This is a genomic window from Pseudomonas argentinensis (genome assembly GCF_001839655.2).
In the GTDB taxonomy this organism is placed as follows: domain Bacteria; phylum Pseudomonadota; class Gammaproteobacteria; order Pseudomonadales; family Pseudomonadaceae; genus Aquipseudomonas; species Aquipseudomonas argentinensis_B.
Window position 1 is genome coordinate 2006875 of record NZ_CP056087.1, and the last position, 26504, is coordinate 2033378.

Annotated in this window: 28 protein-coding genes; 14 read left to right on the forward strand and 14 right to left on the reverse strand. The window is 63.9% G+C overall.

All coding sequences use genetic code 11. The features are described from left to right. Positions 1-12: 12 nt before the first annotated feature. The 7 genes from lepA (at position 13) to pdxJ (ending at position 6222) form a co-directional block, all read left to right on the forward strand. On the forward strand, positions 13-1812 hold the full coding sequence (lepA, locus tag SA190iCDA_RS08860) for a translation elongation factor 4 (RefSeq protein WP_070886598.1): 1800 nt from the start codon (positions 13-15) through the stop codon (positions 1810-1812). A 5-nt stretch (positions 1813-1817) separates the two neighbouring features. Beyond that, a complete protein-coding gene (gene lepB / locus SA190iCDA_RS08865; protein WP_070886599.1) occupies positions 1818-2672 on the forward strand; it encodes a signal peptidase I in 855 nt (284 codons plus the stop codon). A gap of 106 nt (positions 2673-2778) precedes the next feature. Further along, positions 2779-3156, forward strand: coding sequence for a DUF4845 domain-containing protein (locus SA190iCDA_RS08870; RefSeq protein ID WP_013792325.1), 378 nt, complete (start codon positions 2779-2781; stop codon positions 3154-3156). Then, the gene (gene rnc / locus SA190iCDA_RS08875) at positions 3153-3842 is read left to right on the forward strand and encodes a ribonuclease III (RefSeq protein WP_070886600.1); all 690 of its coding nucleotides are present in this window, start codon (positions 3153-3155) and stop codon (positions 3840-3842) included. The genes SA190iCDA_RS08870 and rnc overlap by 4 nt, the downstream gene beginning before the upstream one ends. After that, entirely contained in the window at positions 3835-4737 is a 903-nt protein-coding gene (era, locus tag SA190iCDA_RS08880; protein ID WP_070886601.1) for a GTPase Era, read from the forward strand. The genes rnc and era overlap by 8 nt, the downstream gene beginning before the upstream one ends. Before the next feature lie 49 nt (positions 4738-4786). Beyond that, the gene (gene recO / locus SA190iCDA_RS08885; RefSeq protein ID WP_070886602.1) at positions 4787-5482 is read left to right on the forward strand and encodes a DNA repair protein RecO; all 696 of its coding nucleotides are present in this window, start codon (positions 4787-4789) and stop codon (positions 5480-5482) included. Next, positions 5479-6222 carry a pyridoxine 5'-phosphate synthase gene (gene pdxJ / locus SA190iCDA_RS08890; protein ID WP_070886603.1) on the forward strand — a complete coding sequence of 248 codons (744 nt, stop codon included), beginning with the start codon at positions 5479-5481 and terminating at the stop codon, positions 6220-6222. Before recO ends, pdxJ begins: the two co-directional genes overlap by 4 nt. On the opposite strand, the gene SA190iCDA_RS08895 is transcribed toward pdxJ, so the two are convergent. Continuing rightward, positions 6219-7121 carry a LysR family transcriptional regulator gene (locus tag SA190iCDA_RS08895; protein WP_070886604.1) on the reverse strand — a complete coding sequence of 301 codons (903 nt, stop codon included), beginning with the start codon at positions 7119-7121 and terminating at the stop codon, positions 6219-6221. The two genes, pdxJ and SA190iCDA_RS08895, sit on opposite strands and share 4 nt — an antisense overlap. A gap of 126 nt (positions 7122-7247) precedes the next feature. Between SA190iCDA_RS08895 and SA190iCDA_RS08900 the strand changes: the two genes are divergently transcribed. After that, complete coding sequence (locus SA190iCDA_RS08900) at positions 7248-7523, forward strand: hypothetical protein (RefSeq protein WP_070886605.1); 276 nt, start codon at positions 7248-7250, stop codon at positions 7521-7523. A gap of 7 nt (positions 7524-7530) precedes the next feature. On the opposite strand, the gene cmoB is transcribed toward SA190iCDA_RS08900, so the two are convergent. The 5 genes from cmoB to metR form a co-directional block, all read right to left on the reverse strand. Further along, positions 7531-8499, reverse strand: a complete 969-nt coding sequence (gene cmoB / locus SA190iCDA_RS08905; RefSeq protein ID WP_070886606.1) for a tRNA 5-methoxyuridine(34)/uridine 5-oxyacetic acid(34) synthase CmoB — start codon at positions 8497-8499, stop codon at positions 7531-7533. Then, a complete protein-coding gene (cmoA, locus tag SA190iCDA_RS08910) occupies positions 8496-9272 on the reverse strand; it encodes a carboxy-S-adenosyl-L-methionine synthase CmoA (protein WP_070886607.1) in 777 nt (258 codons plus the stop codon). The genes cmoB and cmoA overlap by 4 nt, the downstream gene beginning before the upstream one ends. Before the next feature lie 83 nt (positions 9273-9355). Next, a complete protein-coding gene (locus SA190iCDA_RS08915) occupies positions 9356-9748 on the reverse strand; it encodes a protease inhibitor I42 family protein (RefSeq protein WP_070886608.1) in 393 nt (130 codons plus the stop codon). A gap of 76 nt (positions 9749-9824) precedes the next feature. After that, positions 9825-10154: a DHCW motif cupin fold protein gene (locus SA190iCDA_RS08920; protein ID WP_070886609.1), complete on the reverse strand. Its 330-nt coding sequence runs from the start codon at positions 10152-10154 to the stop codon at positions 9825-9827. 28 nt (positions 10155-10182) lie between these two features. Then, positions 10183-11103, reverse strand: a complete 921-nt coding sequence (gene metR / locus SA190iCDA_RS08925; RefSeq protein ID WP_070886610.1) for a transcriptional regulator MetR — start codon at positions 11101-11103, stop codon at positions 10183-10185. Positions 11104-11314: 211 nt separating this feature from the next. On the opposite strand from metR, the gene SA190iCDA_RS08930 reads away from it, so the two are divergent. Then, positions 11315-12304 carry an alpha/beta fold hydrolase gene (locus SA190iCDA_RS08930; RefSeq protein ID WP_070886893.1) on the forward strand — a complete coding sequence of 330 codons (990 nt, stop codon included), beginning with the start codon at positions 11315-11317 and terminating at the stop codon, positions 12302-12304. Here SA190iCDA_RS08930 and glpD read toward each other — a convergent pair. From glpD to SA190iCDA_RS08950, 4 genes are all read right to left on the reverse strand, one after another. Then, on the reverse strand, positions 12228-13826 hold the full coding sequence (gene glpD, locus SA190iCDA_RS08935; protein ID WP_070886611.1) for a glycerol-3-phosphate dehydrogenase: 1599 nt from the start codon (positions 13824-13826) through the stop codon (positions 12228-12230). The genes SA190iCDA_RS08930 and glpD overlap by 77 nt on opposite strands. A gap of 262 nt (positions 13827-14088) precedes the next feature. Next, a complete protein-coding gene (locus SA190iCDA_RS08940) occupies positions 14089-14844 on the reverse strand; it encodes a DeoR/GlpR family transcriptional regulator (protein WP_070886612.1) in 756 nt (251 codons plus the stop codon). An 82-nt stretch (positions 14845-14926) separates the two neighbouring features. Next, the gene (glpK, locus tag SA190iCDA_RS08945) at positions 14927-16423 is read right to left on the reverse strand and encodes a glycerol kinase GlpK (RefSeq protein ID WP_070886613.1); all 1497 of its coding nucleotides are present in this window, start codon (positions 16421-16423) and stop codon (positions 14927-14929) included. Between the two features lie 69 nt (positions 16424-16492). After that, positions 16493-17341: an MIP/aquaporin family protein gene (locus SA190iCDA_RS08950; RefSeq protein WP_070886614.1), complete on the reverse strand. Its 849-nt coding sequence runs from the start codon at positions 17339-17341 to the stop codon at positions 16493-16495. 336 nt (positions 17342-17677) lie between these two features. On the opposite strand from SA190iCDA_RS08950, the gene ybaK reads away from it, so the two are divergent. The 3 genes from ybaK to SA190iCDA_RS08965 all read left to right on the forward strand — a co-directional run bounded on the left by ybaK (position 17678) and on the right by SA190iCDA_RS08965 (position 19970). Beyond that, a complete protein-coding gene (gene ybaK, locus SA190iCDA_RS08955; RefSeq protein ID WP_070886615.1) occupies positions 17678-18145 on the forward strand; it encodes a Cys-tRNA(Pro) deacylase in 468 nt (155 codons plus the stop codon). A gap of 206 nt (positions 18146-18351) precedes the next feature. Beyond that, on the forward strand, positions 18352-19095 hold the full coding sequence (locus tag SA190iCDA_RS08960; RefSeq protein WP_236101140.1) for a substrate-binding periplasmic protein: 744 nt from the start codon (positions 18352-18354) through the stop codon (positions 19093-19095). Positions 19096-19190: 95 nt separating this feature from the next. After that, positions 19191-19970, forward strand: a complete 780-nt coding sequence (locus SA190iCDA_RS08965) for a PhzF family phenazine biosynthesis protein (protein WP_070886617.1) — start codon at positions 19191-19193, stop codon at positions 19968-19970. Here the strand turns inward: SA190iCDA_RS08965 and SA190iCDA_RS08970 are convergent. Together SA190iCDA_RS08970 and argF are read right to left on the reverse strand one after the other, a co-directional pair. Next, entirely contained in the window at positions 19967-21052 is a 1086-nt protein-coding gene (locus SA190iCDA_RS08970; protein ID WP_070886618.1) for an ABC transporter ATP-binding protein, read from the reverse strand. The genes SA190iCDA_RS08965 and SA190iCDA_RS08970 overlap by 4 nt on opposite strands. After that, the gene (argF, locus tag SA190iCDA_RS08975) at positions 21049-21969 is read right to left on the reverse strand and encodes an ornithine carbamoyltransferase (RefSeq protein WP_070886619.1); all 921 of its coding nucleotides are present in this window, start codon (positions 21967-21969) and stop codon (positions 21049-21051) included. The genes SA190iCDA_RS08970 and argF overlap by 4 nt, the downstream gene beginning before the upstream one ends. A gap of 286 nt (positions 21970-22255) precedes the next feature. Here argF and SA190iCDA_RS08980 point away from each other — a divergent pair, with 286 nt between their 5' ends. Both SA190iCDA_RS08980 and grxD read left to right on the forward strand, forming a co-directional pair. Next, positions 22256-24364: a molybdopterin oxidoreductase family protein gene (locus SA190iCDA_RS08980; RefSeq protein WP_070886620.1), complete on the forward strand. Its 2109-nt coding sequence runs from the start codon at positions 22256-22258 to the stop codon at positions 24362-24364. A 106-nt stretch (positions 24365-24470) separates the two neighbouring features. After that, positions 24471-24797, forward strand: a complete 327-nt coding sequence (grxD, locus tag SA190iCDA_RS08985) for a Grx4 family monothiol glutaredoxin (RefSeq protein ID WP_070886621.1) — start codon at positions 24471-24473, stop codon at positions 24795-24797. 525 nt (positions 24798-25322) lie between these two features. On the opposite strand, the gene tsaA is transcribed toward grxD, so the two are convergent. Further along, positions 25323-26015: a tRNA (N6-threonylcarbamoyladenosine(37)-N6)-methyltransferase TrmO gene (tsaA, locus tag SA190iCDA_RS08990; protein ID WP_070886622.1), complete on the reverse strand. Its 693-nt coding sequence runs from the start codon at positions 26013-26015 to the stop codon at positions 25323-25325. 6 nt (positions 26016-26021) lie between these two features. After that, a complete protein-coding gene (locus SA190iCDA_RS08995; RefSeq protein WP_070886623.1) occupies positions 26022-26483 on the reverse strand; it encodes a DUF1456 family protein in 462 nt (153 codons plus the stop codon). Positions 26484-26504 lie beyond the last annotated feature (21 nt).

The following is a 26504-nucleotide window of genomic DNA, read 5'->3' on the forward strand; positions in this document are numbered from 1 at the left end:
GAGTGTTGTCCTGTGAGTGACCTGAGTCATATCCGCAATTTTTCCATCATTGCCCACATTGACCACGGCAAGTCGACGCTGGCTGACCGTTTCATCCAGATGTGCGGCGGCCTGACCGCGCGCGAGATGGAGGCTCAGGTTCTCGATTCCATGGACTTGGAGCGCGAACGCGGCATCACCATCAAGGCCCACAGCGTCACGCTCTATTACAAGGCAAAGGATGGCATCACCTATCAGCTGAACTTCATCGACACGCCCGGTCACGTCGACTTCACCTATGAGGTGAGCCGTTCGCTGGCAGCCTGTGAAGGTGCGCTGCTGGTCGTCGATGCGGGGCAGGGGGTGGAGGCGCAGTCGGTGGCCAACTGCTACACCGCCATCGAGCAGGGCCTGGAAGTCATGCCGGTGCTGAACAAGATGGACCTGCCGCAGGCCGATCCCGATCGCGTCAAGGACGAGATCGAGAAGATCATCGGTATCGATGCCAGCGACGCCGTGGCCTGCAGCGCCAAGAGCGGCGTGGGCGTCGACGAGGTGCTCGAGCGTCTGGTGCAGGCCATTCCGGCGCCGACCGGTGAGATCGAGGCGCCCCTGCAGGCGCTGATCATCGACTCCTGGTTCGACAACTACCTGGGCGTCGTGTCCCTGGTGCGCGTGCGCCACGGCCGCGTCAAGAAAGGCGACAAGATCCTGGTCAAGTCCACCGGCAAGGTGCACCTGGTCGACAGCGTCGGGGTGTTCAACCCCAAGCACACCGCCACCGCCGATCTCAAGGCCGGCGAAGTGGGCTTCATCATCGCCAGCATCAAGGACATCCACGGTGCGCCGGTGGGCGACACCCTGACCCTCAGCTCCACGCCCGACGTGGAGATGCTGCCCGGCTTCAAGCGCATCCAGCCGCAGGTCTACGCCGGCCTGTTCCCGGTCAGCTCCGATGACTTCGAGGACTTCCGCGACGCCCTGCAGAAGCTGACGCTCAACGATTCGTCCCTGCAGTACCTGCCGGAGAGTTCCGACGCCCTGGGCTTCGGCTTCCGTTGCGGCTTCCTGGGCATGCTGCACATGGAAATCATCCAGGAGCGCCTGGAACGCGAATACGACCTGGACCTGATCACCACGGCGCCGAGCGTTATTTTCGAAGTCGTGCTCAAGACCGGTGAAACCATTTATGTGGACAACCCGTCGAAGCTGCCGGATGTGTCCTCGGTCGAAGATTTCCGTGAGCCGATCGTACAAGCCACGATCCTGGTTCCACAGGAACATCTGGGCAACGTCATCACCTTGTGCATCGAAAAGCGCGGCGTGCAGCGTGACATGCAGTTCCTCGGCACCCAGGTTCAGGTTCGCTACGACCTGCCGATGAATGAAGTGGTGCTCGATTTCTTCGACCGTCTGAAATCCACCAGCCGTGGCTATGCCTCGCTGGATTACCATTTCGACCGTTACCAGTCGGCCAACCTGGTCAAGCTGGACGTGTTGATCAACGGCGACAAGGTCGATGCCCTGGCGCTGATCGTGCACCGTGACAACGCCCATTACAAAGGGCGCCAGTTGACCGAGAAGATGAAGGACCTGATTCCTCGGCAGATGTTCGACGTGGCGATTCAGGCTGCCATCGGCGGCCAGATCGTGGCGCGGACCACTGTCAAGGCGTTGAGAAAGAACGTTCTGGCCAAGTGTTACGGCGGTGACGTGAGCCGTAAGCGCAAACTGCTGGAAAAGCAGAAGGCCGGTAAGAAGCGCATGAAGCAGGTGGGGAACGTGGAGATTCCACAGGAAGCCTTTCTTGCTGTACTCAAGTTGGATAGCTGAGGCCTATGTCATTCAATTTCCCGCTGTTGCTGGTCATTGCCGTCGCCGTGTGCGGCGCCCTGGCCCTGTTCGATCTGGTATTCCTGGCGCCGCGGCGTCGTGCGGCGATCGCCAGTTACCAGGGCAAGGTCGAGCAAGTCGACGACGCAGTGGTCGAGAAGCTCAACAAGGAACCCTTGCTGGTCGAATACGGCAAGTCGTTCTTTCCGGTGCTGGCCATCGTCCTGGTGTTGCGCTCCTTTCTGGTCGAGCCGTTCCAGATCCCGTCCGGCTCGATGATCCCGACCCTGGAAGTGGGCGACTTCATCCTGGTCAACAAGTTTGCCTACGGCATTCGCCTGCCGGTGCTGGACACCAAGGTGATCGAAGTGGGTGACCCGCAGCGCGGCGACGTCATGGTGTTTCGCTACCCGAGCGACCCCAACGTCAACTACATCAAGCGGGTAATCGGCCTGCCAGGCGACCACGTGCGCTACAGCAGCGACAAGCGCCTGTTCGTCAACGGCAAGCCGGTTGCCGAGCAGTTGATCGGCGAGGAGCCGGGGAGCCTGGGCAGCGCCACGCTGTACAGCGAACGCCTGGGCGATGTGGAGCACCGCATCCGCAAGGAAATGACCCGCTACCGCGCCGAGCCCGGCAAGGAGTGGACCATCCCGGAAGGGCACTACTTCATGATGGGCGACAACCGCGACAACTCCAACGACAGCCGTTACTGGAACGACCCGAATATCCCCAAAGACGTGCTGGGCATGGTTCCGGATCGCAACATCGTCGGCAAGGCGTTCGCCATCTGGATGAGCTGGCCGGATCCGAAGTTCAAGACCCTGCCGAACTTCTCCCGTGTCGGGCTGATTCACTGATCTGATGAAAATTTGCGGCGCCGTTCAATACGGCGCTGCCACCTATCTATAGTCTTGTGATGCGCCCGGTGCGCATCGGACCATCTGGATATTTTTGGGGATGAACATGAAATTCGCACGCTCGCAGCAGGGCTTGTCGATCGTCAGCTGGCTGGTGGTACTGGCTGTCGTGGCGTTTCTGGCCAGCACGGCGTTCAAGGTGGTGCCGCATTACCTCGACTACATGTCGATGGAAAAGATCATCACTTCGGTGGAAACCGACCGCCTTCAGGAAGTCAGGACCGTGGGCGATTTCTACAGCCACGTCAGCCGTGGCATGACGGTCAACAGCATCCGCGACCTGAATATGCAGGACGCGCTGAAGGTGACCCAGGACGGCAACGAGTTCCTTGCCCACCTCAAGTATGAAAAACGTGAGCACCTGATCGAGAACATCGACCTGGTGGTTAATTTCGATAAAGAATTTCGTGTGCGTATGCCGTGAGTGTTTCGTTGACCCGCCTCGAGCGCCAGCTCGGGCACAGCTTCAAGGACCAGGATCTGATGATCCTGGCCCTGACCCATCGCAGTTTTGCCGGGCGCAACAATGAGCGTCTGGAGTTCCTCGGTGATGCCATCCTCAATTTCGTCGCCGGCGAGGCGCTCTACGAGCGTTTTCCCCAGGCTCGCGAAGGCCAGCTGTCGAGGCTGCGTGCGCGTCTGGTGAAGGGCGAGACCCTGGCCGTGCTGGCACGCGGTTTCGATCTGGGCGAGTACCTGCGCCTGGGTTCCGGCGAACTGAAGAGCGGTGGCTTTCGCCGCGACTCGATCCTCGCCGATGCCCTGGAAGCGCTGATCGGCGCCATTTATCTGGATGCCGGCATGCAGGTCGCCCGCGAGCGGGTGCTGGCCTGGCTGACCAGCGAGCTGGACGGCCTGACCCTGGTCGATACCAACAAGGATCCCAAGACCCGCCTGCAGGAGTTCCTGCAATCGCGCGCCTGCGAGCTGCCGCGTTACGAAGTGGTCGATATCCAGGGCGAACCCCATTGCCGGACATTCGTGGTCGAATGTCAGGTCAATCTACTCAATGACAAGACCCTGGGCCAAGGCGCCAGTCGCCGGATCGCCGAACAGGTCGCGGCCACCGCCGCGCTGATCGCCCTGGGTGTGGAGAACGGCAATGACTGATTCGCCCGTAACGCGCTGTGGCTATGTCGCCATCGTTGGCCGTCCCAACGTGGGCAAATCGACGCTGCTCAATCACATCCTCGGCCAGAAGCTGGCGATCACCTCGCGCAAGCCGCAGACCACCCGCCACAACATGCTCGGCATCAAGACCGAAGGCGAGGTGCAGGCCATCTATGTCGATACCCCCGGCCTGCACAAGAACAACGACAAGGCGATCAACCGCTACATGAACAAGAACGCCTCGTCGGCCCTCAAGGACGTCGACGTGGTGATCTTCGTGGTCGATCGCACCCGCTGGACCGACGAGGACCAGATGGTCCTCGAGCGCGTCCAGTACGTCGAAGGCCCGGTAATCCTCGCGGTCAACAAGACCGATCGTCTGGAAGACAAGGCCGACCTGATGCCGCACCTGCAGTGGCTGGCAGAGCAGTTGCCCAACGCCGAGATCGTGCCGGTTTCGGCGCAGCACGGCCATAACCTCGATGCGCTGGAAAAGCTGGTAGGCGAGCGTTTGCCCGAAGGCGTGCATTTCTTCCCCGAAGACCAGATCACCGACCGCTCCGGACGCTTCTTCGCCGCCGAGCTGGTGCGCGAGAAGATCATGCGTCAGCTCGGCGCCGAGTTGCCGTACCAGATCACCGTGGAGATCGAGGAATTCAAGCGCGAAGGGCGGATCATGCACATCCATGCGCTGATCCTGGTCGAGCGCGATGGGCAGAAGAAGATCATCATCGGCGAGAAGGGCGAGCGCCTCAAACGCATTGGCCAGGAAGCGCGCAAGGATATGGAGTCGATGTTCGACACCAAGGTCATGCTCAACCTCTGGGTCAAGGTGAAGAGTGGCTGGTCCGACGACGAGCGCGCCCTGCGTTCGCTCGGTTACGACGATATCTGACCGCGGCATCCACCGCGCCGCGGCTGGCTAACCCAGCGAGTTTACCCCCATGCTTGCGCCCAGCCAGCCCGCCTATGTCCTGCACAGCCGCGCCTACCGCGAGAGCAGTGCGCTGGTGGATTTCCTCACCCCGCAAGGCCGCTTGCGCGCCGTGCTGCGTGGCGCGCGGGGCAAGGCCGGCAGCCTGGCCCGGCCGTTCATTCCCCTGGAGCTGGAAACCCGCGGCCGTGGCGAGCTGAAGAACGTCGGTCGCCTGGAAGCCGCCGGCATTCCCAATCTGCTCACCGCCGAGGCGCTGTTCAGTGGCCTGTACCTCAACGAATTGCTGATCCGCGTACTGCCGGCCGAAGACCCGCACCCGGTGATCTTCGAGCATTACGCCATGACCATCCTGGCGCTGGCCCAGGGCCGGCCCCTGGAGCCGCTGCTGCGTGCATTCGAATGGCGGCTGCTCGACGAACTCGGCTATGGTTTCGCCCTCGACAGCGACGTGCAGGGCAATGCCGTGGTCAGCGACGGCTTGTACCGGCTGGAGGCCGACAGCGGCTTTCTGCCCATCGGCCACTGGCAGCCGGGCGCGTTTCTCGGTCGTGAGCTGCTGGCCATGGCCGATGCCGACTGGAGCACGCCCGGCGCGCTGGCTGCCGCCAAGCGTCTGATGCGCCAGGCACTCGCCCCTCATCTCGGCGGCCGACCCCTGGTCAGCCGCGAATTGTTCATGACGCTCAAGGAGCCGACCCCGTGACTGAAGCCAACCGTGTTTTGCTGGGTGTGAATATCGATCACGTCGCCACGCTGCGCCAGGCGCGCGGCACCCGCTATCCCGACCCGGTAAAAGCCGCGCTGGATGCCGAAGAGGCGGGTGCCGACGGCATTACCGTACACCTGCGCGAAGATCGCCGGCATATCCAGGAGCGCGACGTGCGCGTGCTCAAGGAAGTCATGCAGACGCGCATGAACTTCGAAATGGGGGTGACCGATTTCATGCTCGCCTTCGCCGAGGAGATACGCCCCGAGCACGTGTGCCTGGTGCCGGAAACCCGCCAGGAGCTGACCACCGAAGGCGGCCTGGACGTGGCGGGTCAGGAGGCGCGGATTGCCGCCGCCGTCAAGCAACTGGCGGCCGCTGGCAGTGAGGTGTCGCTGTTCATCGATGCCGACCCGCAGCAGATCGAGGCCAGCAAGCGCGTCGGCGCGCCGGCCATCGAACTGCATACCGGGCGTTATGCCGATGCCCATACGCCGCAGGAAGCAGCCGTCGAGCTGCAGCGTATCCGTGAAGGTGTCGCCCTGGGTGTTTCCCTGGGATTGATCGTCAATGCCGGCCACGGCCTGCATTACCACAACGTCGAGCCGGTGGCGGCGATCCCGGGCATCAACGAGCTGAACATTGGTCACGCGCTGGTCAGCCACGCGCTGTTCGTCGGCTTCAAGGAGGCCGTGCGGGAGATGAAGCAGCTGATCGCAGGCGCTGCGGTACGCTAACGCATTGCCCCGTAGGCCATCGCCACTTGCGCCGCCAGTGCTTCGGCGGCTGCGCCACGGTTGCTGCCGCGCAGCAGCTTGATGTGATAGTCGCCCAGGGGCGGCAGATCGTGCTCCTGCTGAGAAAGGCGGCGTAGCGGCGGTTTGACCAGGCTGGCGGGCAAGGCCGCAATGGCCAGGTCGGCCAGCAGCGCGGCTTCCTGACCCGCACATTGTTCGCTGGAATAGGCGATGCGGTAGCTGCGCCCGAGGCGGTCCAGGCCGTCCAGGGCGGCACGACGCCAGGCACAACCGGTACTGGCCAGCGCAAGCGGTAACGGGTTGCGCTTGACGGCCAGGCCACCTTCGCGACCTGCCCACACCAGTGACTCGCTGCAAATGACTTCGCCACGGGCGTCGTCGGCATCGGCATCGCCGGTATTGAGCAGTGTCAGGTCGAGTTCGCCAGCGTCCAGGCGCTCGATCAGCTCGCAACTGCGACCCACCGAGACATCGACTTGCACGGCCGGATGGCTGAGGGCGAACTGCGACAGCAGATCCGGCAGCGAGCCGACACCGATGTCGAAGGGGGTACCGAAACGCACGGTACCCGTCAGGTCGGGCACGCGAAAATGTGCCACCGCTTCCTCGTTGAGCTTGAGCAGGCGGCGGGCATAGCCGAGCAGGATCTCGCCATCCGGCGTGAGACGCACCCGGCGACTCTCGCGAAGAAACAGCGCCCGCCCAAGGGTTTCCTCCAGGCGCTTGATCTGCTGGCTGACCGCCGCTGTGGTGCGGAACACCTGCGCGGCCGTGCGGGTGAAGCTGCCGCTTTCGGCAATGCCGACAAAGGTCTTCAGCACATCGCTTTCCAATAAGGGCAATGCGGCGGGTACGTCTGCTGGCGACGGTCTGTTCATTTGTGGTTAATATTTTCTTAATCGTATGTTAGGTATTTGTCGATTTAATTAACGATAGGCGCAGCTCAAGCTGTCGGCAAGCAATCACCGATAACCGGTGAGCACTGGCTGCCGAGGAGAGTTGTCATGAAGTCGAATGAACAGCATGCCGCACCTGTCGGGCGCGCCAACCCGGCGAGGTCGCCGGATGACAGCCCCCATGAACTGACACAGTGGCTGGGCGACTGGTATTTCGCCTGGTGCTGGAGGCGCAAGATGCGCCGCCTGCTGCTGCTCGATCGGACCGGGCGGATTCGCCTGGGAAGCGCTCATGGGCGCGTCAGTGCCGGGGCGCAGATGTCCCTGGCGATGATCGCGGCGCGGCAGGCCGAATGGCGCCGCAAGGGTGATGCCGCCAGCTAAATCCCTGTCACGGCTTGCGTGCTACCAGCACGGCCCGGCGTGGCGCCGGCAGGCCTTCAAGGGTGCGCCGGTGGTCGAGCGGGTCGAGAAACTCGGGCAGCGACTGGTAGCGCATCCAGTCGGTGCTGCGCTGTTCCTCGACCGAGGTGACGCTGACATCCACGCAGCGCGCGTCAAGAAACCCGGCGCGGCGCAGCCATAGCTCCAGCGCGGGGACCGAGGGCAGGAACCAGACGTTGCGCATCTGCGCGTAGCGGTCTTCGGGTACCAGTACCTGTTGGGCGTCACCTTCCACCACCAGGGTTTCCAGCACCAGCTCGCCACCCTTGCGCAGGCAGTCCTTGAGTTCCAGCAGGTGATCGATGGGCGAGCGGCGGTGGTAGAGCACGCCCATGGAGAACACCGTGTCGAACCCCAGCAACTTGGCCGGCAGCTCTTCGATACCCAGCGGCAAGTGCCAGGCTGGCATATCTGGCAGGTAGTTCTTCATGGCCAGGAACTGGCAGAGGAACAGCCAGTTCGGGTCGATGCCGACCACACTGCGGGCGCCGGCGCCGAGCATGCGCCACATGTAGTAGCCATTGCCGCAGCCGACGTCGAGCACCCGTCTGCCTTGCAGATCCAGGTGCGGGGCGACCCGCTGCCATTTCCAGTCCGAACGCCATTCGGTGTCCAGGTGCACGCCGAACGGATGGAAGGGCCCCTTGCGCCAGGGGATCAGACCACGCAACGCACTGTCCAGCGCCGTTCGGGTGGCCTCGTCACAGGGGCCGTCGAGGCGGAAGTCCTGCTGTAGGTCGATCTGCTCGGCCGTTAGTGGCGGCAGCGCTTCGACGGCGGCGTACCAGCGCTGCAGGTCGCCGTGACCGATGGCCAGCTTGGCGTCGATCTGCCCGGGCAGGGCGGCGCTCCAATCCTGCAGAGGCGTGCCGGCGAGCTCGGCCTGCAGGGCGTCCAGGTCCATGCGGCGCATCATGGCAGGGCCACCAGGGAGGCGAAGTTCAGGCACTGGAACCAGGGCACCACCTTGCTGAAGCCGGCGGCGTGCAGGCGCTCGCGGTGCTGTTCGAGGCTGTCGGGCAGCATGACGTTCTCGATGGCGCTGCGCTTCTGGGCGATTTCCAGTTCGCTGTAGCCATTGGCCCGCTTGAAGGCGATATGCAGGTCGGTGAGCAGGGCGTGCTGCTGGCCGTCTTCGAAACGCAGCTTTTCCGACAGGATCAATGCACCGCCCGGTAGCAGCGTGCGATGAATACGGCTTAGCAACTCCAGGCGATTTTCCGGGGCGATGAACTGCAGGGTGAAGTTCATCGCCACCAGCGAGGCGGGCTGCCAGTCCATGGCGAGGATGTCCGCCTCGATCACCTCGACCGGCAGCAGCTCCTGAAACATGGCGTCCTGGGCGTGCAGGTATTCGCGGCAGCGCTCGACCATGGCGCTGGAGTTGTCCACGGCCATCACCCGGCAGCCATCGGCCTGTACGTGGCGGCGCAGTGCCTGGGTGACGGCGCCCAGCGAGCAGCCCAGGTCGTAGAGCAGGCTGCCGGGCCGGGCGAACTGACCGGCCAGCACGCCGATGTTCTCGACGATGGTGGGGTAGCCCGGTACCGAGCGCTTGATCATGTCCGGGAACACCCGGGCCACGTCCTCGTTGAAGACGAAATCCGGCACCTGATCCAGTGGCTGGGCGAAGAGTTGGTCGGGCTGTCTGTTCACGGTCGGTCTGCATGGCGCTGGAAAGGCGCGCATTTTAGCCAAGTCCGGCGATTAGCCAAACCTCACCGCAAGCCTGATGCGATGGTCGGCGTGTGTGGGGCGATGCAGGCGACTGGTCAGCGCACGCGGATCTGGCAGTCGAAGGTGTCGGCCGGCGCGGCGCTGGTATCCCAGGGCTGGGCGTAGGTCAGCAGCAGTTGGGCCTCGCCTGGCTCGGTGGCCTGGAAGCGCCAGGTGGAGTGGCCGTCGCCGCCGACCAAGTCGGAGTCTTCGGCCGCGCTGTAGACTTCCGGGCCCAGGGCCTTGAGCACCGCGGCCGCGTCTTCCTGTACTGTCCAGCGGTAGCCCGTGGTCGGGTTGCTCGGCAGGCTGAGAATCAGTTGCTGGCCAGCCTGCAGGCTGATCGGGCACTGGCTCTGTTTCTGCACCTGCAGGCTCTTCGAGGGGCTGGCGCAGGCGCTCAGCAGAACCAGGCCAGCGAGAAGAGGCAGACGGTTGGCGTTGATCATGACGGGCTCCAGGCGCGGAAATCGACCGTCAGCATAACGGCAGAACGCCAAGGCTGTAACCCGCCCGCGGCCTGATTCAGTCGACGATGAACAGGCGCGCGCCACGAGTCGTCGAACTGCGGTGCGCTTCGGCCTCGTCGGCCACCTGATAGCTCATGCCCGGGGTCATCACGAAACGGCGGCCGTCTTCGAGCTCGGTGTGCAGTTCACCTTCCAGGCAGAGCAGGATATGGCCCTTCTTGCACCAATGGTCGGCCAGGTAGCCCGCCGTGTATTCGACCATGCGCACGCGCAGCGTACCGAACTGGCAGGTGCGCCAGTAGGCCATGCCCGTTTCGCCGGCATGTTCGGTAGCGGAAATCTGGCTCCAGTCGGTGACGCCAAAGGGGATATCGCTGATGTTCATCAAATGGCCCTGCAGAAAGGAGAGGGTGTTAGTGCCGAGCAACGCTCACACCTTCGAGGTTGGCGAACGAGGTGTCCTTGGCGGTGAGCAGGAAGTCGCGCATGAAGGGCGCATCGAGCATGTCGGTGCGTACGCCGGCATAGAGCGTGGCGAACAGACCCTTGTCGCCCAGGCGCTTGGCGGTCACGTAACCGCGTGAACTGTACTCGTGCAGCGCCCAGTTGGGCAGGCCGCAGACGCCGCGACCGCTGGCCACCAGTTGCATCATCATCACCGTCAGCTCGGAGGTACGCACCTGAGCCGGCTCGATGTCGGCGGGCTCCAGGAAGCGGGTGAAGATATCCAGGCGATCACGCTCCACCGGATAGGTGATCAGGGTTTCCTTGAGCAGATCCTCGGGGCGGATATAGGCGCGGTTGGCCAGGGCGTGCTGGTTGGCCACCGCCAGCATGGCTTCGTAGGTGAACAGCGGCACGTAGGTGATGCCTGAGAGCTCCAGCGGGTCGGAGGTCACTACCAGGTCCAGATCGCCGCGGGCCAGGGCGGGCAGCGGGGCGAAGGAAAAGCCCGAGGCCAGGTCGAGCTCGACCTCCGGCCAGGCGTCGCGGAACTGATCGATGGTCGGCATCAGCCACTGGAAGCAACTGTGGCATTCGATGGCCATATGCAGGCGGCCAGCCGTACCGCCGGCGAGGCGCGACAGATCGCGCTCGGCGCTGCGCAGCAGCGGCAGCACGCTATCGCACAGCTGTAGCAGGCGCAGCCCGGCGCTGGTGAAGCGCACCGGCTTGGTCTTGCGCACGAATAGCTGCATACCGAGGCGTTCTTCGAGCTCCTTGAACTGATGCGACAGCGCCGACTGGGTCAGGTGCAACCGGTCGGCGGCCTCGACCAGGCTGTCGGTTTCACGCAGGGCGTGAAGGGTCTTCAAATGGCGGATTTCGAGCATCGGGTACCTGTAGGCTATTCAACTGCTCAGGAAATAAGATGAACAGTATTCATGCCGGTCAGTGTCGCCGATGAGCCGGTCTGCTGTCGAGTCGCCCTCCATGTGTCCGCCTGGCAGGTTTCATCAAACTGTCACCAATCTGTGGCAGCGCGCCATGGTCCATCACTGCGAGACTTGCCTGCTATTCGGCTTATCGTTCGTGGACCCCAAGATGCGCGTGGTTATTTTTCTGGCTGCCTGGCTATGCAGCCTGTCGTCCCTGGCGACTGAAACATGCAAGGTCGGTATGGGCGTCGAGCGCGCATCCGTCGGCAAGGTGAGCCTGGCGTATCAGAGCATCGGGCGTCGCAGCGATCCTGCACTGTTGCTGGTCATGGGCCTGGGCGGGCAACTGATCCACTGGCCCGACGACGTGGTCGAGCAGCTGTGCGAACAGGGCTTTCGGGTGATCCGTTTCGACAACCGTGACGTCGGGCTGAGCCGCTGGAACGCCGAGGCGCCCAGCGCCAACCTGGCCTATGAAGTACTGCGCTACCGCCTTGGCCTGGCGGTGGGTGCCCCGTATGGCTTGCGTGATATGGCCGCTGATTCACTGGGGCTGATGGATGCGTTGGGCATTGGCGAGTTTCATCTGCTGGGCGCCAGCATGGGCGGCATGATCGCCCAGCATATCGCCGACATGGCGCCGCAGCGGGTGCGCAGCCTGACCCTGGTGATGACCAGCTCAGGCGCCCAGGGGCTGCCGGCACCGAGTCCGGCGCTGTTGCACCTGCTGGCACGCCGCGAGGCGCCGAGCCGGGAGGTGGCCCTGGAGCAACAGGCCGATCTGCTGGCCGCGCTGGGCAGCCCGAGTGTGGTGGATGATCGTGCAGCGCTGCTGCAGCAGGCCGAAATCGCCTACGACCGGGCCTTCAACCCGGCGGGGGTGGAGCGGCAATTGCTGGCGATTCTTGCCGAAGGCAGCCGGGTCGATCTGCTCAATCGTCTGCAGGTGCCGACCCTGGTGGTGCATGGCACCGCCGACCCGCTGTTGCCGGTGATGCACGGCGTGCATGTCGCCGCGCATATCCGGGGCAGTGAGCTGCGCCTGATTCCAGGGCTGGCCCACCGGTTTCAGGAGCGCTTCAAGGCGCCGTTGCTTGCCGCGGTACTGCCACATCTGCAAGCGCATCGCCAGGATGTGCAACTGGTACAGATGTAAGCAGCGCGCTCGCCTCGCCCGGAGCCAGATAGGCTTCCAGACGGCTGCGCTCGGCGCCACTCAGGAACAGCCCCAACTTGCTGCGGCGCCAGAGAATGTCATCCACCTCGGTGGCCCATTCCTGTTCGCGCAGGTAGTCCACCTCGCGGGCGTACAGACCATGACCGAAGTGCTCGCCCAGGTCGGCTTCGCCCTGCACCTTGTCGAGCAGCTGCCAGATACGGCTGCCATAGGTGATTGCCCAGCGACTCGCCAGCTCGGCAGTCAGCCAGCTGTGGCGGGCGCGCAGGGCTTCGACCAGGCTTTCGCGGCTTTGCATGTTCTCGCCGCCCGGCAGTGGTGCCTCGGCCGTCCAGCGCGCCTGCATGTTCGGGAAGAACGGCGCCAGCTGGGCCAGCGCCGACTCCGCCAGCTTGCGGTAGGTGGTCAGCTTGCCACCGAACACCGACAGCAGCGGCGGCTCATTGCCCTGGGCGGACAGCGACAGGGTGTAGTCGCGGGTGATGGCCGACGGCTCGTCGGACTCGTCATCGCACAGCGGGCGCACGCCAGCGTAGCTGTGCAGGATGTCCTCGCGGCTCAGTGACTTGCGGAAATGATCGTTGACCACCTTGAGCAGGTAACCGGTTTCTTCCTCGCTGATACTCACGGCAGCCGGGTCGCCCTGGTACTCGCGGTCCGTGGTGCCGATCAGGGTGAAGCGATCCAGGTAGGGGATGGCGAAGACGATGCGGCGGTCTTCGTTCTGCAGGATATAGGCTTCCTTGCCCTCGAACAGGCGCGGCACCACGATGTGGCTGCCCTGGATCAGGCGGATGCCGTAGGGCGATTTCTGCTGCAGGTCGTCACGGATGAAGCGTGCCACCCAGGGGCCTGCGGCATTGACCAGCGCCTTGGCGCGGATCGAGAAACGGCTGCCATCGGCACGCTCCAGATCGACTTCCCAGGCACCCTTGCTGCGCCGTGCGCTGACGCAGCGGGTGTGGGTATGCACGTGGGCGCCGTGCTCGCGGGCCGCCATGGCATTGAGTACCACCAGGCGGGCATCGTCGACCCAGCAATCGGAGTATTCGAAACCCTTGCTGATCTCGGCCTTGAGCGGGCTGTCGGCGCCAAAGCTCAGGCCGCGCGAGCGCGGCAGCGCCTTGCGCTTGCCCAGGTTGTCGTAGAGAAACAGGCCGGCGCGAATCATCCAGGCCGGACGCAGGTGCGGGCGGTGGGGAAGGATGAAGCGCATCGGGCTGACGATGTGCGGCGCCTTGGCCAGCAGCACTTCGCGTTCGGCCAGGGCCTCGCGTACCAGGCGGAACTCGTGGTGCTCCAGGTAGCGCAGCCCGCCATGGATCAGCTTGCTGCTCGCCGAGGAGGTATGGCGGGCCAGGTCGTCCTTCTCGCAAAGAAACACCGACAGGCCGCGACCTGCCGCATCACAGGCAATGCCGGCGCCATTGATGCCGCCGCCCACCACGGCAATATCGTAAACCTCGGACAGCGGGCTGTTGGACAGGCTGGGTGTGGACATCGTCGTGGCCTCGTATAGCGTTTGTATTTTCAAATCGAACATGAATGTTCATTTTCGAAAATATTAGCGCATGAATAAATGGGTATCCAGTGCTGTTCGATCAAAAAGAATCACGAAATACGCCGGAATGAAAATTCGCGAACACAGTTACAGATGCTCGCCGGCCGAGAAGGTTCGCTGGATGTTCGAATTGGAATAAAAACGACACGCGCCGCCGCGATGGGCGTGTCAGGCCCAGGGCGGCGGTGGTTGCAGGAGGGCGTCAGACAACGTCGAGACGGATCTTGTGCTGGTCGAGCAGCTGGCAAAGGCCGGCAACCGGCTGCTGGTCGGTCACCAGGCAGTCGATCAGGCTGATCGGGCCCAGGCGAATCATCGCGTTGCGGCCGAACTTGCTGGAGTCGGCGGCGAGAATCACCTGGCGAGCATTGGCGATGATCGCCTGGGAAACCCGTACTTCCTGGTAGTCGAAATCCAGCAGGCTGCCATCTTCGTCGATGCCGCTGATACCGACCAAGGCGAAGTCGACCTTGAACTGGTTGATGAAGTCCACGCTGGCCTGGCCCACCAGACCGCCATCGCGGCGCACATTGCCGCCGGTCAACAGCACGTCGAAGTCATCCTTGGCGGCGAGCATCGCGGCGACGTTGAGGTTGTTGGTGATGATCTTCAGGTGGTTGTGGTTGAGCAGCGCCCGAGCGATGGCTTCGGTGGTGGTGCCGATGTTGATGAACAGCGAGGCATGGTCGGGAATCTGCGCGGCCACCGCTTCGCCGATGCGCTGTTTCTCCTGGCGCATCTGGTCGGCGCGCATCGCGTAGGCGGTGTTCTCGACGCTGGAGTCATAGGCCGCGCCGCCATGGTAGCGGCGTAGCAGGTTGGCATCGGCCAGCTGATTGATATCGCGGCGGATGGTTTGCGGGGTGACGACGAACTGGGTGGCCAGCTCCTCGATGCTGACGTACCCGCGTTCGCGGATCAGATCGAGGATTTGCTGCTGGCGAGGGGGCAGATTCATTGAATGTCCTTCGGGCCGCACGGAATTTCCCCATGATGCCGCACGAATCTGCTCACTGCCAGCAACAGCCGGGGCTGAGGGCTTACTGCTGCGCTTCGTGGGGCTGCCAGTCGCGGGTGCGGCCCACGGCCTTCTTCCAGCCCTCGTAGAACTTCTCCTTGTCCGTATCGGCCAGCTGGGGCTCGAACTCGCGCTCGATCACCGCCTTGCCACGCAGTTCGTCCAGGCTGCTCCAGAACCCGGTGGCCAGGCCGGCCAGGTAGGCGGCGCCCAGGGCGGTGGTCTCGCGCATTTGCGGGCGCTCCACATGGGTGCCCAGGATGTCGGCCTGGAACTGCATCAGGAAGTTGTTGGCCACCGCGCCGCCATCCACGCGCAGGGATTTGAGGCGCTCGCCGGAATCCTGCTGCATGGCGTCGAGCACGTCGCGGGTCTGGTAGGCGATGGACTCCAGGGCGGCGCGGATGATGTGGTCGATCTTCACGCCGCGGGTCAGGCCGAGCAGCCCACCACGGGCATAGGGATCCCAGTAGGGCGCGCCCAGGCCAGTGAAGGCCGGGACCAGGTACACGCCGTTGCTGTCCTTGACCTTGCCGGCGAAGTACTCGGTGTCGTAGGCGTCGTTGACCACCTTCAATTCGTCGCGCAGCCACTGGATGGTGGAGCCGGCGTTGAAGATCGCCCCTTCCAGTGCATAGGCCACTTCGCCGCGCGGGCCGCAGGCGATGGTGGTGAGCATGCCGTGCTGGGACTTGACCGCCTTGTCGCCGGTGTTCATCAGCAGGAAGCAGCCGGTGCCGTAGGTGTTCTTGGCCTGGCCTGGTTCGACGCACATCTGGCCGAACAGCGCGGCCTGCTGGTCGCCGGCGATGCCGGCGATGGCGATGCCGCTCTTGGTGTGGCCGTAGACCTCGGACGAGGATTTGACCTCGGGCAGCATCTCCCTGGGGATATCCAGCACCTCCAGCATCTTCGCATCCCATTGCAGGGTGTGGATGTTGAAGAGCAGGGTGCGCGCGGCGTTGGTGTAGTCGGTGACGTGCACCTTGCCGCCGGTGAATTTCCAGATCAGCCAGCTATCGATGGTACCGAACAGCAGCTCCCCCTTGCGGGCGCGCTCGCGGCTGCCTTCGACATGGTCGAGGATCCACTTCAGCTTGGTGCCCGAGAAGTAGGGGTCGGTGACCAGGCCGGTGGTTTCCTGGATGTATTCTTCCAGGCCATCGCGCTTGAGCTGCTGGCAGATTTCGGTGCTGCGGCGGCATTGCCAGACGATCGCGTTGTGGATCGGGCGGCCGGTGTTCTTGTCCCACACCACGGTGGTTTCGCGTTGGTTGGTGATACCGATGGCGGCCACCTGGTCATGGTGCAGACCGGCCTGCGCCAGTGCCTCGACCATCACCGCGCTTTGCGTGGCGAAGATTTCCATCGGATCGTGTTCGACCCAGCCGCTTTGCGGGTAATGCTGGGTGAATTCGCGCTGGGCGATGCACACCACATTGGCATCGCGATCGAAGATGATCGCCCGGGAGCTGGTGGTGCCCTGGTCGAGGGCAATGAGGTAGTTCTTGTCGGTCATGTCGATTGCCTTGAGGTAAGCGGAGGACAAAATGGCGTGCGTCTCGTGCCGATGCGTACGCCGTTGAAATCAGGAAGCTTTGACGTCGCGGTCGGCGGCGCGTTCTGCCGTCGGCGCTTCGACCACGCTGGGCAGGTGGCGCGCGACCAGGGTGCGGTACGCCGCGGCGCCGAGGCAGGCGCCCAGGATCGGCGCGAAGATCGGCACCAGGAAATAGGGGATGTCACGGCCGCCGGTGAGGGAGATCTCGCCCCAGCCCATGATGAAGGTCATCAGCTTGGGCCCGAAGTCCCGCGCCGGGTTCATCGCAAAGCCGGTCAGCGGGCCCATGGCACTGCCGATCACGGCGATCAGCAGGCCGATCAGCAGCGGTGCCATCGGGCCGCGGGGCAGGCCGTTGTTGTCGTCGGTAATGGACATGATCACGCCCATCAGGATGGCGGTGATCACCACTTCGACCATGAATGCCTGCCCGGTGGAGAGCGCCGGATTGGGGAAGGTGGAGAACACCGACGCCAGTTCCAGGCTGGCCTGGGAGCCACGAACCATCTGGTTGGCCTGTTCGAATTCGCTGAACAGCCCGCTGTACAGGGTGTAAACCAGCAGTGCGCCGCAGAAGGCGCCGGCGATCTGGGCGAGTATGTAGAACGGCAGCTTGCGCTTTTCGAAACCGGCGAACAGCCAGAGCGCGACGCTCACCGCCGGGTTGAGGTGCGCGCCGGATACGCCTGCCGTCAGGTAGATGGCCATGCTGACGCCGACGCCCCAGATGATGCTGATTTCCCACAGGCCGAAACTGGCACCTGCGACCTTGAGGGCGGCAACGCAGCCGGTGCCGAAGAAGATCAGCAGGGCCGTGCCCAGAAACTCGGCCATACATTGGCCCGATAGCGAGGGTTGTTGTAGTGCAGCTGTCATGGGAAGCCTCGTTTTTGTTGTTGTGCGGCGCTGGTGTCAGGTACGGCGGCCCACTGCGGGATTAGGGCGGCGTTTGCACCATTGCCATCGGGGTAAGGGTCTCTGGATGTTCGTAATCGAAAAAAGTAGATCTGGTTTGCGCATATTGTCAAAAATCGAACCCCTCAAAGGGTGGATATTTTCGATATCAATCGCGCATACAGTTCAATAGGTCAGTTTCGCGACTGATAGGTTCCGTTGTGAAACAAGTTTCCTCGGCGGCCGCCGATTGGCGCAGCGTTTCGCCGGTCGTGGCGCTAGAATCGCCGGACGTTTCCCACGCCTTCCGGAGCCTGCATGACACCCGCATTGAATCTGTTGAAGAAGGTTCGTGCCGCGCATCGAATCCATAGCTATGAACATGATCCCAAGGCGGCTTCCTATGGCCTGGAAGCGGCCGAGAAGCTAGACCTTGAGCCGGCTCAGGTGTTCAAGACGTTGTTGGTGGCCAGCGAGAAAGGGGAGTTGCTGGTGGCGGTGGTGCCGGTGGTCGGCAGCCTGGACCTCAAGGCCCTGGCCCACGCGGCCGGGGTGAAGAAGGTGGACATGGCGCCGGTCGACGCCGCGCAGCGCGCGACCGGGTATCTGGTCGGCGGCATCAGCCCGCTGGGCCAGAAGAAGCGCCTGCGGACCTTTATCGATAGCAGCGCCAGGGGTTTCTCCGCCATCTATGTCAGTGCCGGGCGGCGCGGGCTGGAGGTCGAGTTGAGCGCCGAGGTCCTGGCCGAACATACCCAGGCGCAGTTCGCCGATATCGGTCGCTGATCCGCCCGGCACCATGGGTTGCGCCGGCCGCATCAGCGCGCGCCGAGCTTGAAGCGAAGGCCAGACACTGGCACTGTCGGCATCGCCGCCGCGCTTCCCTGACAGGGCCGGGTGCGGCGTATCATGGAGTGGGGCGGTAACGGCGCCCGCATCGGCAGGAGGCTAGGCGAACAGTGAAAGGCGTTGGTTGGGTGACGGGAGGCCTGTTGGCGGCTTTGCTGCTGAGCAGCGCCTGCGCCAGGGCTGAAACCCTGGTCATGGAGGCCGACGTCTGGTGCCCTGTCAATTGCGCGCAGGATGCCGAGCGCCCCGGCATCTTCGTCGAGCTGGCCATGCAGATCTTTGCCGAGGCCGGCATTCAGGTCGAATACCGCGTCACCAACTGGGCGCGCGCCGTGCAGGACGTGCGCAGCGGCCGCGCCAACGCCTTGGTCGGCGCTGGCGTGCGCGACGCGCCGGACTTTCTCTTCGGCCGGTCGGCGCCAGGTATCTCCCGCAACTGTTTCTATGCCCGAGCCGACAGCACCTGGCGCTATACCGGGTTGGATTCGCTCGCCGGGATTCGTCTGGGCGTGATCAACGGCTACAGCTACGGCCAGGAGCTCGATGAGTACATCCGCCGTTATCAGCGAGAACAGGAGCGATTGCAGCTCGCCGCCGGCGAGCAGGCACTGGCGCTGAACGTGCGCAAGGTCGAACTGGGGCGCCTGGATGCCTTGCTGGAAAACACCTGGGTCATGGCCTTGTATCAGGATCAGCACGGCAATCATGACGACCTGGTTCAGGTCGGCTGCCGGGTGCCGGACGTGCCGATCTACATCGCGTTCTCCCCGGCGCTGCCCTCCAGCGCCCGCTACCGCGACATCTTCGACGAGGGTGTGCGGCGTTACCGGCAGGATGGCCGTCTCGACGCCTTGCTGCAGCGCTACGGTATCCACACGCAGCCCTGATTGCACTGTTGCGCCGTAATGGCGGCGCGCTGTATCGCAGCCAGGCGATGCGATGCAGGCATGCTGAGCCTATCTGCCGCCTAGAGGAAATCCCGATGCTCCTGCCTTTTCATCAAATCGACGCCTTCAGCGACAAGCCCTTCGCGGGCAACCCGGCGGTGGTCTATCGCCTCGAGCACTGGCTCGAGGATGGGCTGATGCAGCAGATCGCCGCCGAGCACAACCTGGCCGAAACCGCGTTCGTGGTGAAGGAGGGCATAGCCTGGCGCATCCGCTGGTTCACGCCGACCACCGAAGTACCGCTGTGCGGGCATGCCACGCTGGCCAGCGCCCATGCCTTGTTCGAATGCCATGGCGAGCCGGGTGAGCGTATCGATTTCGACTATGTGGACGGCACCTTGTCGGTCGGCCGCGAAGGTGATCGCCTGGTGCTGGATTTTCCCTGCGTGCAGCCGACGCCGATTGCCACGCCCCGGGGGTTGGCAGAAATTCTCGGGCAGGTGCCGGTTGCCGTGCTGGATGCGCCGCAACTGCTGGTGGTACTCGAATCCGCGGCCGCGGTACGGGCCTGCCAGCCCGATCTGCGTGCGCTGGCGCAATTGCCCTGGTCGGCGGTGATCGTTACGGCGAAAGGCGAGACGGTCGATTTCGTGTCGCGCAACTTCGCGCCGGCGGTGGGCATCGACGAGGATCCGGTTACCGGTTCGGCGCACTGCATCCTCACGCCGTACTGGGTGCAGCAGTTGGGTAAGGCGGAGCTGAGCGCCTACCAGGGCGGCGCTCGCGGGGGCTTTCTGTGGTGCCGTCTGAATGGCGAGCGGGTAGCGATCGCTGGGCAGGCCCGGGTGGTGAGTAGTGGCCAGCTATACCTCTAGTCCGCCCGCTCCAGCGTGGAGGGCGCCGCCACGCTGCCGGCAGCAGCGAAGGCCACCAGGTGATCGGCGGCAACGCGGATACCCACCTGTTCACCAGGCAGGTGATCGGCGTGGCTGGGGAACAACGCTTCCAGCTGGCTGCCGGTGGGCAACTGCAGGCGATACAGGGTGGCGGCGCCGAGAAAGCTCTTGCCGACGATCTTGGCCTTTTGCGCGCTCTGTGGGTCGCGGACGATATCGTCCGGGCGCAGCAGCACATCCACCGCGCTGCCAACCGGCCAGGCATAGGCACGATTGCCGCGGATCACGCCCAGCTCGGTCTGCACCTCGTCGGGCGCCAATAGCTGGCCACGAATGAAGTAACCCTGGCCGATAAAACTGGCAACGAAGGGCGTCTGCGGCTCGTGGTAGAGGTTGAACGGCGTGTCCCATTGCTCCAGGTGCCCGGCCCTGAACACACCGACCTGATCGCTGACGGCAAAGGCTTCCTCCTGGTCATGGGTGACCAGAATGGCGCTGGTGCCACGGGCCATGAGAATGTCGCGCACCTCATGGCTGAGGCGTCGGCGCAGTTCGCCGTCGAGGTTGGAGAACGGCTCGTCGAGCAGCAGCAACTGCGGGTTGGTGGCCAGGGCACGGGCCAGGGCGACGCGCTGCTGCTGCCCGCCGGACAGCTCGTTCGGATGACGCTTGCTCAGGTGGTCGAGCTTGACCAGCTCCAGCAGCTCGCGGGTCAGCTGCTCGCAGTCGGGCTGCTTGCGAATGCCGAAGGACACGTTCTGTGCCACGCTCAGGTGGGGGAACAGGGCGTAGTCCTGAAATACCATGCCGATACGGCGCCTCTCCGGCGCCAGGGTGAAGCCAGGGCGGGAGATCACCTCGCCGGCCAGGGCGATTTCACCTTCCAGCACCGGCTCGAAGCCGGCGATGGCGCGCAGGGTGGTGGTTTTGCCGCAACCGGAAGGGCCGAGCAGGCAACCGATTTCCCCGGCGTTGAGGTGCAGGTTCAGCTGCTGCACGATGCGCTGGTCACCGTAACCGCAACCCAGGTTGCGCAGGCTCAACAGCATCGCCTGGCTCATGCGTGGTGGTACGCCGGTTCGACCAGGAATTCGAGCAGTGCCTTCTGCGCATGCAGGCGGTTCTCCGCCTGGTCCCAGGCCGCCGAGCGCGGGTCGTCGAGCAGGTCGACGCTGATTTCCTCGCCACGGTGGGCCGGCAGGCAATGCAGGAACAGCACGTTCTCGTCGGCGGCGTCGAGCAGGGCGCGGTTCACCTGATAGGGCGCGAACAGCTTGTGACGCTCGGCGATTTCCTCTTCCTGGCCCATGGAGGCCCACACGTCGGTGCTCACCAGGTGGGCACCGGCCACCGCCTCGCGCGGGTCGCGGAAGATCCTCACCCGCGCGCCGGCTTCGGCCAGCAGGGCAGCGCTCGGCTCGTAGCCTTCCGGACAGGCGACATGCAGGGTGAAATCGAACTGCATGGCCGCTTCTATATAGGAGTTGCACATGTTGTTGCCGTCGCCGATCCAGGCGGCGGTCTTGCCGACGATGCTGCCGCGGTGCTCGAGAAAGGTCTGCATGTCGGCCAGCAGCTGGCAGGGGTGCAGATCGTCCGACAGGCCGTTGATCACCGGCACGCGGGAGTTGGCGGCGAACTCGGTCAGGGTGCTGTGGGCGAAGGTGCGGATCATGATCGCATCGAGCATGCGCGACATGACGATGGCCGAGTCGGCGATCGGCTCGCCGCGGCCCAGCTGGGTGTCACGCGGTGACAGGAAGATGGCCTGGCCGCCGAGCTGGATCATGCCGGCTTCGAAGGACACGCGGGTACGGGTCGAGGCCTTTTCGAAGATCATGCCCAGCACGCGATTGCGCAGGGGTTCGAACAGCACGCCGCTGTTGCGCAAGCCTTTCAGCTCCATGCCGCGTCGGATCAGGCCCACCAGTTCGTCCGGTGTGCAGTCCTTCAGCGAGAGAAAGTGTCTTGCGCTCATCGTTAACTACCTTTTGACATACAGGGCGCAGGCTCTTTTTTCAGCAAAAACGCGAGAACCTGCGGCTGGGGGCCGCACAGGGCGACGAAACGGGAAGCCGCCGATCTTATAAGTAAATGACGCCTAGGCGCAAATTTGCCCGGATTGCCAGATGTGACGGGCCTTTCAGGCCTCCGGGCGGCCTGATGCATGGCCCTGATGGCCCGCGATTCATGGCGCTGAAGCTGCTGGTACGCAGCGGCGCTGGCGCCCATGATGGGCCTTTGACAATAAAGCGAGGCTGGCCATGACCACGACCCTCCATCACCGTGCCTGCCACCTGTGCGAGGCCATCTGCGGGCTGACCCTGGAAATCGAGCAGGCTGCCGATGGGCGGCCCCAGGTACGCGCCATCAAGGGCGACCGCGACGATCCGTTCAGCCGCGGCCATATCTGCCCGAAGGCGGTCGCCCTGCAGGACATCCAGAACGACCCGGATCGCCTGCGCCAGCCCATGCGCCGTACCGGCGACAGCTGGGAAGCCATCAGCTGGCAGGAGGCCTTCGAATTCGCCGCCAGCCGCCTGGCCGCCGTGCAGGCAGCCCACGGGCAGAATGCGGTGGCGGTCTATCAGGGCAACCCCAGCGTGCACAACTATGGGTTGATGACCCACAGCAACTACTTCCTCGGCCTGCTCAAGACCCGCAACCGCTATTCCGCCACCTCGGTCGATCAACTGCCCCATCACCTGACCTGCCACCTGATGTATGGCCACGGTTTCCTGATCCCCGTCCCGGATATCGACCACACCGACTTCATGCTGATTCTCGGCGGCAACCCGCTGGCGTCCAACGGCAGCCTGATGACCGTGCCGGATGTGGAAAAGCGCCTCAAGGCCATCCAGGCCCGCGGCGGCAAGCTGGTGGTGGTCGACCCGCGCCATACCGAAACCGCGGCCATCGCCGATCAACACCTGTTCATTCGCCCTGGGCAGGACGCCGCCTTGCTGCTGGGTATGCTCAACACGCTGTTCGAGGAAGGGCTGGGGCGCGCCAGTCACTTGCCGGTGGCGGGACTGGATGAGCTGCGCCATGCGCTCTTGCCGTTCGGCGTGGATGAGATGGCTGCCCGCTGCGGCATACCGGCGGGGATGATCCGCCAACTGGCCCGCGATTTCACCGCGGCCGAGCGCGCCGTCTGTTACGGGCGCATGGGTGTCTCGACCCAGGTGTTCGGCACCCTGTGCCAATGGCTGGTGCAGGTGATCAACCTGGTGACCGGCAACCTGGATCGCGAGGGGGGGGCGCTGTGCACCGAGCCCGCGGTGGATCTGGTGGGTGCCACCTCTGGCGGGCACTTCAATCGCTGGCAGAGCCGAGTATCCAGGCTTGCGGAATATGGCGGCGAGCTGCCGGTCAGCGCCCTGGCCGAGGAAATGCTCACCCCGGGGGATGGGCAGGTGCGGGCGCTGATCACCGTGGCCGGTAACCCGGTGCTGTCCACGCCCAACGGCCGTCAGCTGGAGCGTGGCCTCGAGGGCCTGGAGTTCATGCTCAGCGTGGACCTGTACATCAACGAAACCACCCGGCATGCCGATCTGATCCTGCCGTCCACCGCGCCGCTGGAGCATGACCACTACGACACCACCTTCAACCTGTTCGCCGTGCGCAATGTCACCCGCTTCAATCAGGCAGTGCTGCCCAAGCCCGAGGGCGCGCTGGATGACTGGGAAATTTTCGTCGGGTTGGCGCAGGCCTTCGCGGCGCAGACGGGGGCCACGTTGAAGCCGACGCAGCCGCCGGCGCAGATGATCGACCTGGGCCTGCGGATGGGGCCCTATGGCGATCGCTCGCCGCTCAAGCTGTCATTGCAGACCTTGCTGGCGCATCCCCATGGCCTGGATATCGGCCCACTGAGACCCAACCTGGCGCCACGCCTGAAAACCGTCGATGGCAGGGTGCAGATCGCTCCCGCGCTACTGCTGGAGGACCTGCAGCGTTTCGTGGCGCAGCCGGCGTCGGCTGACGGCCAACTGCTGCTGATCGGTCGCCGCCATGTACGCAGCAACAATTCCTGGATGCACAACTATCACCGGTTGGTGAAGGGCAAACCGCGCCATCAGTTGCTGATGCACCCCCAGGACCTGGCGCAACGTGGGCTCACCGATGGCCAGCGGGTCAGCGTGCGTTCGCGGGTCGGCGTGCTGGAAGTCGAGGTACTCGGCAGCGCCGAGATGATGCCGGGCGTGGTCAGCCTGCCCCACGGTTGGGGGCACGGCCGCCCCGGCGTGCAGATGAGCATCGCCCAGGCGACCCCCGGGGTTAGTGCCAATGACCTGACCGACGAACGTCTGCTCGACGCGCTGTCCGGCAACGCTGCGCTCAATGGCGTGCCGGTGGACGTGGTGGCGGCTTGAATCAGGTGCGGTGCGTCTGCACGACTGAGCATTGCGCTCGGCTTTTGGTTACAATGCGCGCACCGTATCGACCCACGAGTCGGATAGTCCAGTTCTGAGGTGCCTAATGGATATCATCGAAACCATCAAAGAGCAGATCGCCAACAACACCGTTCTGCTGTACATGAAAGGCTCGCCGAATGCGCCGCAGTGCGGTTTCTCCGCCCGTGCTTCCCAGGCGCTGATGGGCTGCGGCGAGAAGTTCGCCTATGTCGACATCCTGCAGAACCCGGAAATCCGCGCCAACCTGCCCAAGTACGCCAACTGGCCGACCTTCCCGCAACTGTGGGTGGCCGGTGAGCTGGTCGGCGGCAGCGACATCCTGCTGGAAATGTACGAAAAGGGTGAGCTGCAGACCCTGATCAAGGATGCCGTGCAGAAAGCCGGCGCCTGATCGACTGACGATCCCGAATCCGCAGCCAGCGATGGCTGCGGATTTTTTTCGTCTGCAGGAAAGTGTCGGTGCTTGTGTTGAGGCAACGATGTGGCGAAGCGGACGGCCGACCGCTTTGCCTTTTTGGTGCTCCTCATGCCACAAAATTATCAGGCGATACCAATCGCCCCTTCAGGAGGCCGAGCGGAATCATTGTGGAGAGGGTTGAGCGACATGGATGTCGCGAGAGCCGCGATGGGCCAGGGACGGCCCTTCGCGGCGGGCCCTCGGAGCAATGATGAAGCGAGGGAACCCCAGCGGAGCTGGGGCCGGATGTCGGGGCTAGACCTTTTGGTTTCTTTTGGGGCGATGCCAAAAGAAACCCGCTCGTCAGAGCGGAACCGAACGTATGAACAACGCGATAACGCTGGCAAGCCCAACTCTCGCATGGAACGTAAAGAGCTCGCGGCTAAAGCCGCTCCCACGCAATCGCTGAATGACCGTTTCTGCCTTAAACCCTCCGCTGCAGAGAGTACCCGCACGCCGTCAGGGCATGGTGATAGCCAGCACCTTGATGCAGCCCGACTGCGGGTAATGCCAGTGCACATCGACGTCCCACAAACGTACCCCATAGCGACGTTCGGGCGTGGGCTGCTGATAGGCCGGGCGTGGATCCTGGGCCAGGCATTGCTCGATCAGCTCTACCAGCGGTTCGCCCAGGCGCAGGGCGTGACTGCGGGCGCTGTCCAATGCGCTGTCCTGCCAGAGCACATCAATTTGCGCTGGTGCATCGGTCGCGATGTGATTGTGGGCGCCCGGCACGTTGTCCGCATAGGGCACGTAGGGTTTGACGTCGAGCACCGGGGTGCCGTCGAGCAGGTCGATGCCGGACAGCCACAGGCGATCCTGATCGACTTTCTCCAGTTTCACCACCGACTGGCCAATGCCGTTGGGGCGATGGGTCGCCCGGGTGGCGAACACACCGATGGCGCGGTTGCCGCCCAGGCGCGGCGGCCGCACCTTGAGGCGCGGTTTGTCTTCCAGCGCCTGGTGGAACAGGAACAGCAGCCACACGTGGCTGACCTTCTCCAGGCCCTGGACCGCGTCGCCGCCATCGAATGGCGGGCACAGTTCCAGCACGCCGCGTGCGGCGGGCGCCAGTTGCGGTTGCCGGGGAATAGCGAACTTCTCCTTGAAGCAGGAGCGCACGTAGCCGATGGGCGAGACCTGATGATTCATGGCGTGTCAGTCACGCAGGCGCTGGGTCAGGCCCTTGAGAAAGTTGCGCAGGAACTGATCGCCGCAGGGACGGTAATTGCTGGTACCGGCCTTGCGGAACAGTGCGCTCATTTCCGGTTTCGACACCACGAAATCGACGCTGCGCATGATGGTATGGATATCGTCTTCCTTCAGCTCGAAGGCCACACGCAGTTTCTTCAGCACCTGGTTGTTGCTCACCGGCAGCTCCAGCGCCGGCGCCGGGCGGCTGTCATCCTTGCCGCGCTTGAAGTAAACCAGGCCGTCGAGAGCATGGGCCAGCAGCTCATCGCTGCACGGCAGGAAACCGGGCTCGTCGTCCTTTTTCAGCACGGCGGCGATTTCCTGCTCGCTCACCGAATGGCCGCCAAGCTGGACGATCTCGGCCAGCTGTTGGTCGCTGATGTCGAGCATATAGCGCAGGCTGCGCAGTACATCGTTGTTGATCATGGATATTCCTGATGGCGGGCG